Source organism: Paenibacillus sp. 11B (assembly GCF_030487755.1).
GTDB lineage: Bacteria > Bacillota > Bacilli > Paenibacillales > Paenibacillaceae > Paenibacillus > Paenibacillus vandeheii.
The window spans coordinates 459,015-476,396 of sequence record NZ_JAUKNS010000001.1; the positions used below are offsets into that span (position 1 = coordinate 459,015).

The 17,382-nt window shown below is 46.6% G+C and carries 16 protein-coding genes; 1 reads left to right on the plus strand and 15 read right to left on the minus strand.

The window, feature by feature from the left end; genetic code table 11:
• Window positions 1-6: 6 nt before the first annotated feature.
• The 13 genes from Q0V21_RS02020 to metH all read right to left on the minus strand — a co-directional run bounded on the left by Q0V21_RS02020 (window position 7) and on the right by metH (window position 14,124).
• Window positions 7-837: a CpaE/TadZ family protein gene (locus tag Q0V21_RS02020; RefSeq protein ID WP_079349240.1), complete on the minus strand. Its 831-nt coding sequence runs from the start codon at window positions 835-837 to the stop codon at window positions 7-9.
• Window positions 834-1,547, minus strand: a complete 714-nt coding sequence (locus Q0V21_RS02025; RefSeq protein ID WP_301877338.1) for a hypothetical protein — start codon at window positions 1,545-1,547, stop codon at window positions 834-836. Before Q0V21_RS02025 ends, Q0V21_RS02020 begins: the two co-directional genes overlap by 4 nt.
• Window positions 1,548-1,618: 71 nt before the next feature.
• Window positions 1,619-2,641 (minus strand): SAF domain-containing protein, encoded by a 1,023-nt coding sequence (locus Q0V21_RS02030; RefSeq protein WP_024630380.1) that lies wholly within the window; start codon window positions 2,639-2,641, stop codon window positions 1,619-1,621.
• Window positions 2,642-2,667: 26 nt separating this feature from the next.
• Window positions 2,668-4,146: a serine/threonine protein kinase gene (locus tag Q0V21_RS02035; RefSeq protein ID WP_301877340.1), complete on the minus strand. Its 1,479-nt coding sequence runs from the start codon at window positions 4,144-4,146 to the stop codon at window positions 2,668-2,670.
• A 181-nt stretch (window positions 4,147-4,327) separates the two neighbouring features.
• A complete protein-coding gene (locus tag Q0V21_RS02040) occupies window positions 4,328-5,377 on the minus strand; it encodes an SAM-dependent methyltransferase (protein ID WP_079349244.1) in 1,050 nt (349 codons plus the stop codon).
• Window positions 5,378-5,383: 6 nt separating this feature from the next.
• A complete protein-coding gene (locus Q0V21_RS02045; protein ID WP_301877342.1) occupies window positions 5,384-6,163 on the minus strand; it encodes an ABC transporter ATP-binding protein in 780 nt (259 codons plus the stop codon).
• Window positions 6,160-6,477, minus strand: coding sequence for a thioredoxin family protein (locus Q0V21_RS02050; RefSeq protein WP_024630384.1), 318 nt, complete (start codon window positions 6,475-6,477; stop codon window positions 6,160-6,162). Before Q0V21_RS02050 ends, Q0V21_RS02045 begins: the two co-directional genes overlap by 4 nt.
• Window positions 6,477-6,815, minus strand: coding sequence for a cyclic-phosphate processing receiver domain-containing protein (locus tag Q0V21_RS02055; protein ID WP_301247800.1), 339 nt, complete (start codon window positions 6,813-6,815; stop codon window positions 6,477-6,479). The genes Q0V21_RS02050 and Q0V21_RS02055 overlap by 1 nt, the downstream gene beginning before the upstream one ends.
• Window positions 6,816-6,835: 20 nt before the next feature.
• Window positions 6,836-7,684, minus strand: coding sequence for a deoxyribonuclease IV (locus Q0V21_RS02060; protein ID WP_301878393.1), 849 nt, complete (start codon window positions 7,682-7,684; stop codon window positions 6,836-6,838).
• Window positions 7,674-8,495: an Fpg/Nei family DNA glycosylase gene (locus Q0V21_RS02065; protein WP_079349248.1), complete on the minus strand. Its 822-nt coding sequence runs from the start codon at window positions 8,493-8,495 to the stop codon at window positions 7,674-7,676. Before Q0V21_RS02065 ends, Q0V21_RS02060 begins: the two co-directional genes overlap by 11 nt.
• Window positions 8,496-8,502: 7 nt before the next feature.
• Window positions 8,503-9,312 (minus strand): TIGR01457 family HAD-type hydrolase, encoded by an 810-nt coding sequence (locus tag Q0V21_RS02070; RefSeq protein WP_024630388.1) that lies wholly within the window; start codon window positions 9,310-9,312, stop codon window positions 8,503-8,505.
• A gap of 355 nt (window positions 9,313-9,667) precedes the next feature.
• A complete protein-coding gene (gene rnz / locus Q0V21_RS02075) occupies window positions 9,668-10,609 on the minus strand; it encodes a ribonuclease Z (RefSeq protein WP_301877343.1) in 942 nt (313 codons plus the stop codon).
• A gap of 74 nt (window positions 10,610-10,683) precedes the next feature.
• Entirely contained in the window at window positions 10,684-14,124 is a 3,441-nt protein-coding gene (gene metH, locus Q0V21_RS02080; RefSeq protein ID WP_301877344.1) for a methionine synthase, read from the minus strand.
• Between the two features lie 178 nt (window positions 14,125-14,302).
• On the opposite strand from metH, the gene Q0V21_RS02085 reads away from it, so the two are divergent.
• Entirely contained in the window at window positions 14,303-14,848 is a 546-nt protein-coding gene (locus Q0V21_RS02085; RefSeq protein WP_301877345.1) for a cupin domain-containing protein, read from the plus strand.
• Window positions 14,849-14,937: 89 nt separating this feature from the next.
• On the opposite strand, the gene Q0V21_RS02090 is transcribed toward Q0V21_RS02085, so the two are convergent.
• Together Q0V21_RS02090 and Q0V21_RS02095 are read right to left on the minus strand one after the other, a co-directional pair.
• Window positions 14,938-15,612, minus strand: coding sequence for a GntR family transcriptional regulator (locus Q0V21_RS02090; protein ID WP_079349253.1), 675 nt, complete (start codon window positions 15,610-15,612; stop codon window positions 14,938-14,940).
• Between the two features lie 106 nt (window positions 15,613-15,718).
• Entirely contained in the window at window positions 15,719-17,350 is a 1,632-nt protein-coding gene (locus Q0V21_RS02095; protein WP_285080103.1) for an ABC transporter substrate-binding protein, read from the minus strand.
• Between the last annotated feature and the right edge of the window lie 32 nt (window positions 17,351-17,382).

Here is a 17,382-nt window from a genome sequence, read left to right on the forward strand (position 1 = left end):
GGAGGTTCAGGCTCCCCTTTCCAACCTCTTTAGTACGGTACGCATTCCTGCGCCGTCCATAATGAGGCGAGCGAGTTCAGCCATACTTGCGGCAAAGCTCCCTTTACGAATGTCTTTATGGTTGCTAAGACCTTCCAATTGCAAGTACGCGGCCGCATCACGACGATTGAAGGCATCCAGAAATCCGGTGGTATACGGCAGCACCGATATCGAACCCTTGTATCGAAAACGCCGACGAATATTGGTAATGGTTGCGCGTGAATGTGGATCATACTTATTCAGTACGACATGCAGCTTTTGATCACTCATACTCTCAGGTCTGATTTTTTCAAAAAAATGCTCCAGGTCCCTCATATTTTGATTCAGGTTTACCACAACATAGTCAGCTTGATCCAGCAGAATCTGGGCACTTGTGCCTGCGCGGTCTGCATCCAGAAGAACGAGATCATAGTATTCATTGGCTACATCCAGCAGCCTTTTTAAAGTCTCCACATGCTCTTGTGAGGTACGCTCCAACCGGTTAATTCTGCCAGTCAACAAATCCAGACGGTCTTTAAGGAGTGGCTTCGTATAATCCCTCAAATTATGCTTGTTCAGGCTCCCGCTTATATGCAGCCGTTCTATAGCATCCCATCCCCCCTCCTCAAATGTGAATACTGAACCCATATCCTCTATTTCTTTGGGTGGAAGTGCAGCTTCAGTGCTGCTCCCGACTGGACCTGTATTTACAAGCAAAATTCTTGTCCTATATTGAAGTGCCATCGAATAGGCACCGATTAACGCACTTGAGGTGCTGCCTGTTCCTGAAAAAGGACTCCAAAACGTAATGGTGCTCATGCCCTCATCCTTTCTGCTTCTTTCATGGCCCGGCGACTCTGGACATTTTCCCATCCGGTCAACTGCTCCACTAATCTGCATAGCGATTTTTTATAGTTCCGTGACAATGGCCCAAGGAGAATTCGACGATGGTGCTCGTTCTCCAGTTTGACTGCCGCAGTCAGTTCATCCCAAGGCAACATTAGCGATTCACCTGTCCATACAAACGGACTATCTTCCAGATATGCCCACAAATATCGAGCTTCCAGTTTGCAATCAACAGCATTGATCAAGATGCGCTGAAACGGCAGTTCTGCTGGCAGGGACTGCTCTTCCAGTAACCGCATAAGCCAGCCTTTGCCCCGTTCCAGATTGTAGCGTTCATAATCACTAACCCAGATACGGATATCTGCCGTGAGCCATAGATCACGGGATGCAAAGTGTGATGTTTCCATGTCGTAAAGAACGTAATCATAGGTCTCCAATTGCTCGCCACTCGCTTCAAGATGGCTCTCAACCGCTGTTGAAGTTACGAATTGACAAGCGATATCAAAACCTTCAAACTCTGTAATGCGCAGAGATTGCTGGCTTTCCCCAACGCCGTATCCATATTTCTGCTGTAATGTTCCGTCAACGAGCAAGACATGTTTACCGGAGGCTGCCAGTATTTTGCAAAGGTACAGCATCAGGTCATTCTTCTCACATAGCCCGGCAAAAATCCATGTTTGCATAGCTATCAAAGCCTCCTTAAAGTTCCAATACTCACTGTTATATGAATTATCAATCGATTTCCCTGCATATTTTACTCTCCGCCCGTCAGCAAGCTCTTCTGCTCATCCGCACTCGAAGCTGACGCTGAACCATTATCGCTCCCATTGCCTGTCGTTCCTGCGTTGCCTGAACCATCATTCCAGATGACACCATCCGCAGAAGAAGAGTTATTGGCTCCAGGACGGTTATTGTAAGAGACAGAGGATTGTGCAACATCCTGCTCCACGCCTTGAGATGGCGCTGACATGGATGCGGCGAGTGAGCTTTCTAGCGAACTCCGTACTTGCCGCGCTAACTCCACTTCAGCCCGACGCACAAGATTAGGATCACTCTCCAACAGTTTTAGCACTTCATTGTTGGCAGGGTATGTCGGGATTGCTGGAGTCTGGAACTGTGGTTCTACATAGGTTAAGGCATAGATTGAAGCTTTATGTAAATAGGCATCTACAATTGCACTTGAAAGGGACAGGATTTCCTCCTCTGTCATCGTAATCCATAGGGTAGCTGCATTTAATCTTTCGACTTTCTTTTTGGACAGGAGAATGTAGTCTTGACCCGTTGGAAACTGAATACGAATATCAATGTTATCTCCTTTGACGAGTGAAGATGGCAATAAAACGACCTGTAGTTCACGGTTTCTTAAATCCGGCGGCGCCGGGCTATCCTCGTACACCATTTCAGTCGTAATGGCTGTTCCTTTTTTTAATTCTATTTTTGCCACTTGACCATCCATCTGTTTGGAGCTGGACCACAGATTCCTTGGTGCCTGTGCATCCGGAACTGCAATGAGTTTGATATCCTCAGGCAGTATCGGCTCCCCTGCTTCAACATCCCGTACGGTCACCCATCCCTGTGCCCCTGAGTTCCACTGTTGCATCAATTCAGCTTCTTTTTGTTCATAAGCTGACGAGTAACGGGCTTCCACTTCTGACCTCGTATCACTCATGGTTTTGACATTGTAAATGACATATGCCCCAAACAATAGACCAATCGCTCCCGCTCCCGTCAGTCCAGCATAGATCAGTTGACGGCTTTGTTTTCTTAATTTAGACAAAAGAGGCTCTCCTTTCGCAATCTCTTCTAATCATGTACTCTTTTTCTTGCAAAAAATGAACGTTTCTTGGGAAGCTGCCCCATCATATGAGTCAGAATATGAGCAAAAACCTTATCCATCTGAGGTTCGCGATCAAAGGGATCAATATGTAAGGGCAGACCGTAGACACTGGAAGTGTCCAACGTTTTGCGCATGCGCTGAACGGCATCAGCAGATGCAAGCGGCAGACAGTAGATCCATTTGTCTCTCGGGTACCGGTTGTGAGAACGGACAAAAGATCCAATCTCAGCCTGTCTCCATTCGGCACCGGAACCTATAACAATGGGCAGATCGGCTCTGAGAAACTCTTCGAGACGGTTCTGGTCCTGACCACTACCCAGATCCATTATAATGAACTGATAGCTACCACCTAGCAAAGACAGGATGTCTGCGCGTCCTGATTGTTTCCAGTAGTGCACACCATCCACTACAAACTGTCTGCCTGCTGCCACGGGTTTACCGGCATGCGCCACTTGTTGAATTCGTGCAAACGATTGAGAACGTGGCGACATCTCGATTATGGCCACTTTGAAGTTCTGCCGCTCCAGATAGTGACTGATGGCTATGGCCGTATGCGTAACCCCAACTCCGGATGATGCGCCCGTCAAAGCAATTACTCTTGTCCCTCCGCTTATCGTCACCGTTGTTTCTGAACCACCAGCCGCTATTCCCGGTCTGCGCAGCAGTTCTTTACGAACTTCATCAGCAGATTGAAAGCGCTCATTCGGATTCAGTCGCAGCAACCTTCTCGCAACAGGAATATAGGTACGTGGAACATCACTGCGAATGGAACTTTCTACTCCCTGAATCCATTCCGTATAAGCTCCACATGTCATGAGGTAGAGCAGCAATGCTCCAAGCCCATACAGATCAGAACGCGCATCCGTCTGTCCCGAACCATATTGCTCCGGTGCAGCGAAGCCGGCCGTCCCCAATTTAACCGTATCATCGACGCTTTGTGCTTTATAACTCCGTGCTATCCCAAAATCAATCAGTCTGACCTCATGTTCCGGTGTAATCATAATGTTGGATGGTTTTAAATCCCGATAGATGACGGGTGGGTCCAGACTGTGCAAATAACTTAGTACATCCAGCAGCTGAAGCACAAACCCCGTCATATGTTCAAGCGGAATCTTCCCGCGACATTGCTTGAAATAGTCACTGAGAGTCAATCCCTCAATGTATTCCATCACAAGATACGTATACCCGTGCTCATCCGGGACAAAAAAATCTACAATTTGCGGCAATCTGGGATGACGCAGAGAGGTCAGGAGAGCAGCTTCCGACTCCATACTGCCCTCGTATGGCAATGCCGTCACGCTTTCTTTGATCGCCCAGGTTTTGCCTGGCAACTTCAAATCCTCTGCTTCATATACATGGCTCATTCCACCCGAACCGAGAATGGACACGATACGGTATCTTGCCCCCAGCAGGCTTCCACGCTCGAGCCTGGCCGGATGTCTCATATAGACTCCTCCTTGTTATGCATAACAAAAAAGGGAAAGCTTCACCGAAGCGGAACAGACCGGATATCCGGACTCGTTCACTTCGGGATGCTTTCCCTCAACTTGTTATGGTTAATATTGGTATCATTATAGTATAGGCAATTAGGTATTGTAAAGCATAAAATTTAATGCCATTAATGACTTAATACTTAATCATATATAACGTGATTTCTTCACGGTTGTGAAACAACTGTTTGGAGCGTTGAATCTGCATCCGTGAGCGCTCAAATGTGTCGATGACTTCTTTAATCAGCGCAAGCGGCTTTTTATGCAGTAACTTCACTGTCACAACCGCTGTTCCCCCCGACTGGAGGCTGTATAACAGGTCCGATATCAGACGGCTCATCAGTTTGGGACTCCAGCTCATGTCACATACGAGCAGATCAAATTCCCCTTCGCGGAAGCGTACATCACCTGCATTTTTTTTCAAAAAGGTCAGCTTGGGTGATTCCAACAGGGTCGCATCCATCTTGGCCGGATCAACAGCTGTAACTTCGAGCCCGCGCTCAAGCAGGAAAGAGGTCCAACCACCAGGTGCAGCACCAATATCCAATGCTTTGTGGAAAGAAGTAAAGTCGATACCAAACGTCTGCTCCGCTTCAAGCAATTTGAATTTGGCCCGCGAGATTTGCCCCTCTTCCTTCTGAAAACGAACGGCTCCACCACTCCAGTCCGACAGATTTTGATCAGGTCTGGAAACGCCGGCATATAACATGTCATTTGCAACGAAGACAGATATAACATGATCCGCCTCACGGACAACCCACTCACAGCCAAGGTCATCCAGCTTCTCGGTCAGCAGTTGTTTCAAAGAAACAGCGTTCTCCTGCCAGAAGGACCCTTCGGTTTTACGAACTTGTAATGTTACTTTAGTACCTGTTAACTCGGTATGATTCAGTACAAATGAAATCAATTTTTCCATCGCTTGCGCTGAATCTTCGGTATTTTCCTGAAATTGAACAGGTTGAATATGACGTAAAAACGTCGGGTTCTCTTGCAACAGCTTTATCGCTACCTCTTCTTCCGCGATCGGAAGACCGGCAAGCAGAATTTCACCCGGTACGAGTACCGTGCTCTTGACTGCACCAAACGTGCGCCGCAATTCCTCTTGAGCATATGGCGCAAAACCATGGTTAGCTGTGCAAATAAAACGGGAAAAGTCTCCTTCACCCCAAGATGACTGTGTACTCAAAATGTGTTACCCTCCAGAACGTACGCGGATCCAGGGACGTCCATCATGCCACTGGATATCAACCGGAACATCGTACGTATACTTAATTGTATCTTGTGTTAAAACTTCATGCTTGAGACCTGCCGCAGCAATACGTCCATCACGGATCAAGGCCACATGTGTGAATAATGGTACGATCTCCTCGACGTGATGCGTCACATAAACGACAGTAATATTACGCTTACGCAGTCGATCAATTTCGGCCAACATTTTCTCGCGTTCGTATAAATCAAGTCCGGCACAAGGCTCGTCCATAATTAGCAATTTGGGATCTGCCATCAGTGAACGAGCCAGCATTACTTTTTTGCGCTCTCCTTGAGAAAGGGTGCCGAGTGGATGATTAGCCAGCTTGGCAAAGCCCATTTCATCAAGCAGGTTCATCGCTTTGGCCTTCACATCATCCGGAATCGTTTGATAGAAACGCAAAAAGGCATAAGCGCCTGTTGCAACAACTTCCCACACCGGATCCCGAAGTGTAAGTTTCTCAATCAATGTTTGGCTGATATAACCAATTTCTTTCCGAACCTCCCGAACATCACATCGCCCATACAGGTTACCCAGTACCTCAATGCGCCCCTGACTCGGAAACATATACCCATTCATCATTTCCAGCAGCGTGGTTTTACCTGAACCATTGCGCCCGAGAATCACCCAATGCTCGCCTTCTTTAACATGCAAATGGACGTCATCCAGAATCTGATTGTCTTCTCGTCTAAGAGAGACATGCTCCATCGAGATTACACTCATTTTAGCACCGCCTTCCGGATTTCTCCTAACAGATGCTCGACAGAGTTCATCCGATAGACCATTTTTGGCACATCATGTTCTCCATTAAACAGCATAACCGCAGGGACGCTCGAAATCTGAAATTGCTGCACTAGTTCCGGAATATCGTGAATATTCATCTCGGTCAAAATCCCTTCGGGCAGCAAATGTTCGGCGATTTCAAGCATTCGACGTGCCGCCGCGCAAGTTCCGCATAACGGGGTATAGATAAATACAGCCTGAGGCATGCCTTCCCATACGCCGCGCATTAACATTTTGGTCGTAATCGGCTTCATCAGCTTTGTTCTCCCTCAGCAACACGAAGCATAACCTCACCCGACATCGGACCATTATGAATGGTGACAGAGTCTGGTTTATTACTGTACAACAATTCGTACATTTGACGTTTGCCATACATGCTGGACGTGTGCAAATAGATCTGGCGCGGAAATAAACCTTCCCGAACGATTGAAGCAGCAACTTCACCGCCATTCGGCGAATCCGGACCCAGTTCATAATCCAGGGATAAAATATCCACGTCACCTTCTCTAAGCAGCATCAGGCATTCTTCTGCATTGGTAGCCAGAACAAACCCTTTCGGACATGCCCGGTAATCATCCAAAAAAACATGCATTACAATCGCTCCTCTCCCAATTAAAGCCAGGAACGCATGAGCTCAATGTCACCACGGTGTGTTCCATCTTCGCCTGATTCGGTCTCCAGCACAACTACAGCTTGCTGAAATTCAGGCGCACATAACAGTTCCTGCATCGCTTTTGTTCCTATATAACCCTGTCCAATCCGTGCATGTCTGTCCTTGCATGAACTGGAAGGATATTTCGAATCATTAAAGTGAACAGCCGCAAGAGCATCCCAGTATCCCAGCAGTCTGCCTTTCTCCAGCATCGATGCCTCATTGCCAGTCGTCCACATGCCTGAAGCAAAAGCATGACACGTGTCAAAGCAAAAAGCAATATGCTCGGGAAACCGGCTTAACTTGCGAATCTGTATCAATTCTTCCATGGTCGTTCCCATCGGGCCATGATCTCCAGCCTGATTTTCAAGCAGAACCTTAGCCTGTCCATCCCAATCTGCTAATGCGGTATCCAGACAGGTTATGAGATTCTGATATCCTTCAAGTGGTTCATTGCTCTTGATATGTCCAAAGTGAACTACAGTTCCTACTGAACCGCAGGCATCCGCAATATTCAGATCATTTTGTATTGATGCAATGGTTGCATGAAAACCCGCCTCTCCCCGGGTTTTGCCCAAAGCCGGATTCGTGGGATAGGGTGAGTGGGCAATGGAAGCCATCCCCTGCTTCTCACACCAATCCCGACACTGTTCAGCATCCTTGAGATCCAGATCTTTCAGACCAAGGCTTCGAGGGTTCTTCGGAAAATACTGAAATGCCGTAGCCCCGATATCATATGCCCGCTTGGCTGCCTGAAGAAATCCGCCTTTGGTGCTGACATGTGCCCCGATTCCGCTGTTAGGCCTCATGCTGGCAATCCGGACAGAAGAAAGCCTTCTTGCCCGTAATTTCAACACGCGCTATCGTTCCCCCACAGCGAGGGCAAGTTTCCCCTTCACGATCATATACCCGGCACTGCTCATCAAAACTTCCTGTCTTGGTATCTCCCTGCATCAACGGCATTTCCATATAACCGCCTTCCGATGCAGCTTCCCGCAACACGGATTGTACAGAATGGAACAAACGTGCTGTGAGCTCAGGTGAAGCAGCAATATTTTGCGTTTTGGAGCTTGGTCTCAAACCTGCCGCAAATGCAATCTCATCCGAATAACAATTTCCGATGCCTGCAATAATGTGCTGGTTGACCAGCGTAGTTTTGAGTGTACCCCGGCGTCCTTTCAACAGGGCAGCAAAACGTTCTGCATTCATGCGCCGATCAAGTGGTTCAGGTCCAAGGTCAGACATGGCCTCTTCCGTCTCTTTGGAAGTAAGCAGGTGCAGATAGCCTAAACGAAGCCCAATAAAGAACAACGTATATTCTCCAAACTGAATCTCCACTTGAGTGGAACGATCAGGACGTTCAGCTTCCGTGCCCCAGAAAATCATTCCGCCCAGCATCAGATGCAGTACAAGCCGCTTACCATTAGCCAGATGAAAGATCAGATGTTTGGCCCGGCGCTCTACAAATATGATACGATTCCCTGTCAGTTCACGGGTGAACACATCAGGATCAGTATTAATCGACTTTTCACGGTTAACCACCACACCTGTAATGGGCAAATCAAGTATTTTCTCGGACAGCAAGGTCCGGTAGTTTTCCATTTCCGGTAATTCCGGCATCGTACATCTACCCCTTCTTGGATGCTTGGCCTGTCGTCTGCGACAGCCACTCAATCAGTTTATGCAAATCTTCAAACACATGATCAGGACGAACCTTGGTCGCCTGGATGTGGCTATCCATATTGTCCCGTGTCGTTATTCCGGTAAGAACCAGTAGGGTCTCGCATCCTGCTGCTGCTCCTGCCGCAATATCTGTACGCATATTGTCTCCGATTACAGCAACTTCATCAGACTTTAAGTTCAATCGGCTAATGGCCGACTTCATAATAATACTTGACGGTTTGCCAATGACAGTAGGATGAACTCCGGTTGCAGCTTCTATCGCTGCCCCGATCGTTCCTGCTCCCGGTGTAAGTCCATCATCAGAAGGAAGCTGCAAATCCGGATTGGTCATGACAAATTTAGAGCCGCCGTTGATCCAGCGAAGCGCATTGGTCAATTTCTGATAGGAAAATTCACGATCAATTCCTTGGATAACGTATTCAGGCTCATCATCTGTTCGTTTAAGCCCTGCAGCTTCAATCGCTTGCAGCAGCCCTTCTTCTCCGATACAAGCCACTTTCGCACCTGGAGTCTCTTTAGCCACGTATTCCGCAGCCGCCACCGCAGAAGTACATACCTGCGACGCCTCGGCGGGGATTCCCATTCCGTTGAGATGATCTGCCACGCCTTGAGGTGTACGTGAAGAATTATTAGTCACAAACAAATAAGGCATGCCTTGTTCATTCAATGTCCGAATAAGCTTATCGGCTCCTTCAATACGATGTCTGCCATGATAGAGCGTACCATCCAGGTCAATCAGATAGGCCTTAATCATATACAGCACTTCCTTTCTTTATCCCATTAACATTTCTTGCCCTTAACCATTTGTCTCGAACTTCAATGCTAACCTATGTATACAGTAGTGCAAAAAGATGGAATGCTCGCATCTGCACGCAACACGTCGAACCAAATCGAATACGGACGTCTGGCCTCGCGCGCCTTCTGTACAAGCTTGTCATTTCCTGCGCTTTCCCGGAAAATAATATGAATCATTTCCCTGTTTATATTGCCCATCCTACACGCTTTCCGGCCAGATTGCAAAAGGGACCTCGGGAATAACTTCCCCTCAGTCCCGTGCAATTAAGAGCTTCTTCTCCGGTCGTGTTTTGCTGTTTTGCTTGGCACATCCACTAATGAGACTCATCCTTGCGGTGAACTACTGGAATCAGTTCATGTTCAATCGCAAGTTTCGTATTCGGGAATATCGACTGTGCCTCCTCCAGCAGGGGCTGCAACTGGTCTTCATCTTTGTAGCGAGAGCTAAAGTGGGTCATGATCAGCTGTCCTGCATGTGCCGCTCTCGCCGCCTCAGCCGCTTGCTTCGAAGTACTATGATAGTACTCATGAGCCGTATCAGCCAAATCATGCAGAAACGTAGCTTCGTGTACAAGCACATCGGCATTGAGGGCTAGAGGCTGTACATTCTCACATGGACGTGTATCTCCCAAAATGGTAATCACCATCCCACGCTTTGGTGCTCCCAGTACATCTTCTGGCCGAAGCAAGTCACCGTTGTCGAGGGTAATGGTTTCTCCCCTCTTCAAGCGACCAAATAGCGGCCCTGGCTTCAAACCGTACTCAGCCATTTTCGCTGGATCCAGACTGCCTGGACGATCCTTTTCGGTAATCCGATACCCATAACTGTCAATACGGTGCTCCAGCAATGCCGATTCCACAATAAAGCTCTCATCTTCAAAAAGCACTCCGCCTGTATGTTCCACAATGCTTAGATCATAGTTGAGACGTGATTGGCTTAGCTCCATGGTTGTCATAATCATTCGTTCTGTTCCTGGTGGACCATACACCGTTAACGGTGTAGTGCCGCCTTGATATGCTCTGCTGGAGAGCAGACCTGGAAGTCCGAATACATGATCTCCATGTAAATGGGTTATAAATATTTTCTCCAGTTTGCTCAATTTAAGCGGAGAACTTAAAATCTGATGCTGGGTTCCTTCCCCGCAGTCAAACAACCACAATGCTCTACGCTCATCCAACATGCGCAGCCCTATGGAAGTTACATTCCGCTGAAGCGTAGGTACACCAGCGTTAGTTCCCAGGAAATATAGTTCCACTCTGGATCGCACCTCTTTCTGCTGCCAGCAAAAAGCCTCCGACAATGCGGAGGGCTTTGCCTGACCTTTTACTTTTATGCCTTATCCACGTTAAAATACTTCGCTTGCGGATGGCTGAACACCATCGCCGATACGGAAGCTTCCGGTTCCATCATGAAACCTTCAGTCAGTTCCACACCAATATCCTCAGGCTGTAATAGTTTAAACAGTGGCCCTTGGTCTTCCAAATCGGGACATGCCGGATATCCAAATGATACCCTTATTCCCTGATATCGTGCTCCATGACGTTGCTTCATAGTCATCTGTGCTGGGTCCGGGAATCCCCAGATATCTCTCATCATATGATGGACCCGCTCCGCTAATCCCTCTGCTACTTCAAGCGCTACGGATTGTAGAGCATGTGAACGGAGATAATCACCCTTCTCCTTCCAGGCCGTCGATAATTCTCGTACGCCATGCCCGGCAGTTACGACCATGAAACCCACGTAATCCATTTGTCCGGATTCCACCGGCTTCAAGAAGTCGGACAGGCACAGGAAAGGTTCGACTTTTTGACGTGGGAACGTGAATGTGTGCAAGATATTATTGGTATTCTCAGGGTCATAGATGATGACACTGTTACCACTGGACTGAGCCGGGAAGAAACGATACATCGCGTGCGCCTGAATAATCCCGTCACGCACAGCCTCCTGCATAATATCATCCACGACTGCTTTCAGATCAGTGGCTTTCTGATCACCCGAAGCAAGCAGCTGCTCTACTGAGCCACGCAAACCCAGATGGTGTCCGAGCAGCATCTGCATGTTCACATACGGTAATATGTGGGATAGCGGATAGTTCCGCATGACATGTCGTTCCAGATCCGGTGGAACGAGAACCGGGTTGTCTATTGCGATATCCGAACGCTCTACCCGGGTAAGCTCGGGAAGTGATGTAACGGTTTCTGCACCAGCGGCGTCCGCCTCTTTTTCAGCGTCCATCTCCAGTTGCATCACTTGACGCGTGCTAGGGTTCATCAGCTTGTTGGCCAGATCCAGGCCATCCATTGCATCTTTTGCATATACAACCATTCCGTTATATTCCGGGCGTATACGATTTTTGGTGAATTTGCGTGTCAGTGCCGCTCCACCTACCATAATAGGTACGTCAATACCTGCTGTGCGCAAGTCCTGAGCTGTAAGAATCATCTGTTGCGCCGATTTTACCAACAGACCGGATAGACCGATCGCATCGACTTTTTCTTCTCTGTACGCCTCGATAATTCGCTCTGGTGGTACTTTTATACCCAAATTAATGATCCGGTAACCGTTATTGGAAAGGATGATCTCCACCAGGTTTTTGCCGATGTCGTGTACATCGCCCTTGACCGTGGCTAGAATAATCTTTCCTTTAACTGACGTCTCGTTCTTCTCCATGAACTGTTCCAAATAAGCTACCGAAGCCTTCATGACTTCCGCGCTCTGCAGCACCTCTGCTACGATCAGCTCATTGTTGTTAAACAGTCGCCCTACTTCTTCCATTCCCCGCATCAGCGGGCCATTGATTACTTCAAGGGCTGTATATTTGGTAAGTGCCTGCTCCAGATCGGGCAGCAAGCCTTCTTTGCTACCTTCAACAACATACGATGCGAGGCGTTCTTCCAACGACAGGTTCGAAATTTTTTCTTTTTTCTCAACCTTTTTGTTACGGAACGCGGCTACGAATGCAGCCAGTGTTTCGTCATTCGTATTATATAACAGCTCTTCCGAAAGTCTGCGCTCCTCCTCCGGAATGGATGCATAACGCTCCAGCTTCTCTGTGTTAACAATGGCATAATCGAGACCTGCTTTGGTACACTCATACAAAAATACAGAGTTCAGCACTTCACGTCCTGCTTCAGGCAATCCAAATGAAATGTTACTGATCCCCAATATCGTATGACATTCAGGCATCGCTTCTTTAATGACACGAATACCTTCAATGGTTTCTTTAGCCGAACCGATATATTGTTCATCACCCGTACCTACCGGAAACACCAGGGTATCAAAAATCAGGTCTTCGGCTTTTAATCCATATTTGTTCACCAGCAAATCGTAAGATCGCTTCGCTACCTCCAGCTTGTCCTCACGACTAATGGCCTGACCGCGTTCATCAATCGTTCCGACAACGACAGCACCGCCATATTTATGCAACAACGGAGTGACCAGCTCGAACTTTTCCTCGCCATCCTCAAGGTTAATGGAGTTAATTATTGCTTTACCTTGAGAGTATTGAAGTGCAAGGTCAATGACGGCTGCATCTGTCGTATCGATCATGAGCGGCACCTTTACTTTTTTGACAACAAGCTCAAGGAACTTCTCCATGTCTTCAGCTTCTTCACGGTCCGGATCCTGAACACAAACGTCGACAACATGTGCCCCATTTTTCACCTGAGCCCGGGCAATTTCCGACGCTTCTTCATATTTACCTTCAACAATAAGGCGCTTGAATTTCCGTGATCCAAGAACATTCGTTCGCTCACCAACCATGTAGGGACGGTTATCCTGTTCAACATAGACTGGATCGATACCGGACAATGCTGGTGGATGTGTTCCGTTCATTTCTCTTGGAGGGTACTTGGCAAGCGTATCACGCATGGCGCGAATATGTGCAGGTGTTGTTCCACAACAGCCACCCGCAATGTTCAACCAGCCCTGCTCGGCAAAAGCACCGATCTTCTGTGCTAGCGAATCAGGAGATTCATGATAATTACCGTTCTCATCTGGAAGACCTGCGTTGGGATAACAACTTACCGCAACTGAAGCCATCCCGGAAAGCGAGCGAATATGGTCACGCATAAATTCCGGACCTGTAGCACAGTTTAGTCCCACTGAAATTGGGTTAAGGTGTTCTAAGGATATATAAAAAGACTCAATATTTTGACCAGCGAGGGTAGTACCCATCGGTTCAATCGTTCCTGAAATCATCAAAGGAAGCTTGATGCCACTTTGCTCGAATGCTTGCTGAATCCCAATGCTGCCTGCTTTTACATTAAGCGTATCTTGTGAGGTTTCAAGCAGCAGCGCATCAACGCCTCCCTCAATTAAAGCAAGCGCTTGCTCGAAATAACTGTCGATGAGCTCCTGAAACGTTACCCCACCTGTTACAGACAGTGTTTTGGTTGTAGGTCCCATGGCACCTACCACATAACGCGGAGACTCCGGTGTCGAGAATCGATCCACAGCAGCTCTTGCAATCCTTGCTGCTTCGAGGTTGATTTCACGTGCACGGTCCTGAATGTCGTATTCAGCAAGTACAACAGACGTTGCACCAAACGTATTCGTTTCAATTAAATCAGCACCGGCTTCAAGATATTCCTCATGAATGCGCTGGATCAGCTCTGGACGTGTAAGTACAAGCATTTCATTACATCCGTCCAGGTCTTCTCCGCCAAAATCTGCGCCTGTGAGATCAACTTGTTGAATCATGGTCCCCATTGCACCGTCGAGGATTAATATTCGTTGTTTTAATGCATCATGTAAGCTAAGCTTATCCATATCGTCACCCCCGCAAAACGTTAAATCCTAGTTTAACAGAAACTAACTTAATGTGAAAGATCGGGATTGATCAGTCCCATAGCGGGTTTAAGTGAAGGCGGGACGAATTTGCAAATCGACAAAAACAGAGGAATCCGATATAATAGCAATTAAACCAAGTGGAAAAGAGGGAAAGAACATGGCTGAGATTGTAATCCGAAATACGAACGAACGTATCACTGGAGACGAAAATGTTCGAAATTTCTTAAACAAATATGATGTATTATATGAAAACTGGGACGCTTCCAAATTAAATACGGATCTGCAAAACAACTTTGGACTCACGGATGAACAAAAAGAAGAAGTACTCGAAACATATGACTATGAAATCAGAGATTTGGCTGCACGTCGCGGGTACCAAATCTGGGACGTAATTACGTTGTCTGAACAAACACCAGATATTGAAGAAAAGCTTGCCAAGTTCGAAGAAATTCACACTCATGCTGAAGATGAAATCCGTGCAATTGTAGCTGGCAAAGGAATTTTTGTCATCAAAGCTACAGATGATGTAGGCTACTTTAATGTAGAATTGTCTCCTGGAGACGTAATCTCGGTTCCTGAGAACACACCACACTTCTTCACATTAATGGAGAACAAACAAATCATTGCCGTGCGTCTGTTCATTGAAAAAGATGGCTGGATTGCAGATCCATACCCGGATCCAACGTTTATCAAACAAGCATAATAAAGCGAATTCTATCCTTTGCTCAACAAACCCCTGTTCATTTCGAACAGGGGTTTCTGCATATGGAGATAGTATACAACATCCGAGCTCTATATAAAATAATGCGGATACTTTGCTTTCATCTTCTCTTGTTCCACAACAACAAGTCTGAGATGAGCTTCCATAACTTTAACAGCTCGATCGGTCTCACGTTCCGTGATAAGCCGGTATATTTCTTTGTGTTGTGAAATAATAACCTCTGCATCGGAATCTTCAGACAAGCGTAATAAACGAAGGCGATTAAAAGGAATATTGAGCTGCTGCAGCATTTTCCATGTTCTCATTTTTCCTGTGCCCTGAAACAATATCTGATGAAACTCTTCATCCAGTTCAAAAAGACGATAGAAATTATTCTTCCCTATGCATACTTCCTGCATGGCGATATTGGTTTCAAGTCTGAATCTGAATTCTTCAGGAAAAGCTGTACACGCCAGTGTGACAATTTCCTTCTCCATCTTCTCTCTCATAAATCGGCCTTCTTCAACGTGCTCCAGATTAATATGGGAGACAATGGTTCCGCTCTGTGGAATGATATCCAGTAATTCCTCTTCGGCAAGCTTCATGAATGCTTCACGTACTGGCGTTCTGCTTACTTGTAATTCATCTGCAATTTCTTTCTCGGAAATCTTGGTACCAGGCTCAAGTTCAAGGTGCAGAATTCGTTCCTTTATCAGATTGTATGAATAAGCCCGGGTTGAACCTCTAATCTTTTGATTAAGTGACATTCCTTAACCTCTTCCTCTCAGCCGTATTCATCCATCTTAGCACAATTTGCCGCCCCACTAAAATTCCCTCAGTGAAACGGCAATTGGGGAAGACTTCAGTTTACAACTATTGTTGCTTGTTTTCTTTGTACTTCTTGTACGTGTCATTCGAAATCTGCATGTACTGAGACAAGCCTTGGCTTTCTAATTCCTTTACGAACGCATCAAACTCGGTAAGTTTACGTTCACCCAAAATAAATTTAAGCGTATTTTGATCTGAGAAATCCTTAAGTGGTGTGCTAAGCAGCGTCACTTGTTCCCGATCGATATCCGAGTAAGGAATGGGCGGCTCAGCAGGAACAACTTCTTTGGTATCTTTCATATCCTGCTGGAATTTCAGTTCTTCCTCGCTAAACATGGATTGCAATAAATCAGTCGTTCCGCCATAGGCAAATACACCACCGGAGAAACCGTAATCAATACGTAAATCCTTCGTACCTTTTGGGTTCAGTCCGTTAAAGTTCACATCTTCGGCCAGTTTACGGACGCCATCCTGTTTCGTGAAGGTTTCTCCTTCTACACCCCACTTGGCAAATTCCTGACCTTCATCACTGTAGTAGAGCCAGTCGATAAATTGCAGGATTGCTTTAAAATTTTCGTTATCCTTAACTTTCCCGGAAATCATGACACCGTTTTCAAGTCTGGAGCCAGACATTAACTGTCCTTTTGGACCACCAGGAACGGTAATTTTAGCGATGGAGAAATTCCCTTCACCTAATGTTTTGTTCATGTCATTACGGTGAAGAACAACCGTTTGGGAGTTACCATTAATAATAAACGATTTACCAGAAACGAATTTTTGTGTAGCCTGATCATCATCCTGAGTGAAACTTTCCTTATCAAGCAGCCCCTCTGATACAAGCTTATTAAAGTAAGTTAACATTTCCTTGTATTCCGGGGTGGTCGATGTGTATACAAATTCATCCTGATCTTCTTTATACGTTAAACCATTGCCAAATCCCCATCCAGCTTTCGTTCCAAAACCCGTAGCAGCAATATTCAATGTACTGTTGAACTTGAATCGATCCGAGAATGGGATGGAATCTGGATAGATTTCTTTCAGCTTCTTGGCTGCATCATACAATTCATCCCATGTCTTCGGAATGGCAATATTGTTTTTCTCGAAAATATCCGTTCTCACGACGAGTGAGTAATCAGGCCATACCTCTTCATGCAGACCTGGAAGGACGTAGTATTTCCCATCTTCTTGTCGAAGGCCCTCAAGCTCATCCTGAAGACCCCATTTCTCTACTTTGTCCTTGAAATTGGGCATCAAATCAACATAGTCACTCACTGGTAAAATCGCACCCGAGGATACAAAAGCAGATTCTTCACCTGGATAGGTTTTCGGAATAACCAGCGGGGCATCTCCTGAGCTAATCAAAAGGGATCTTTTCTGGGAATAGTCACTCATTGGAACGATGGTAGGCTCCAGCGTGACCCCGGTTTTTTCCGTGATTTTTTGGAAGAGAAGCCAATCCTTCTTGTACGGGTATGCTGGCTGGTCACTGTAAAGAATAGACAGATTAAATGGTTCAGTGGCTTTAAAGGTTTCTCCTACACCATAGGATTCCATGGCCCCCTTGGATTCTGGTTCGACTTTTTCTCCACCAGCTCCGCTGCTACATGCTGCCAGAACGACACTCATCATTGTTGCCAATACCAACTTGCCTACCAGCTTACGTGGTCTCTGTTTCATTCAATTCTCCCCCTGAATGTGGTTTAGATTGG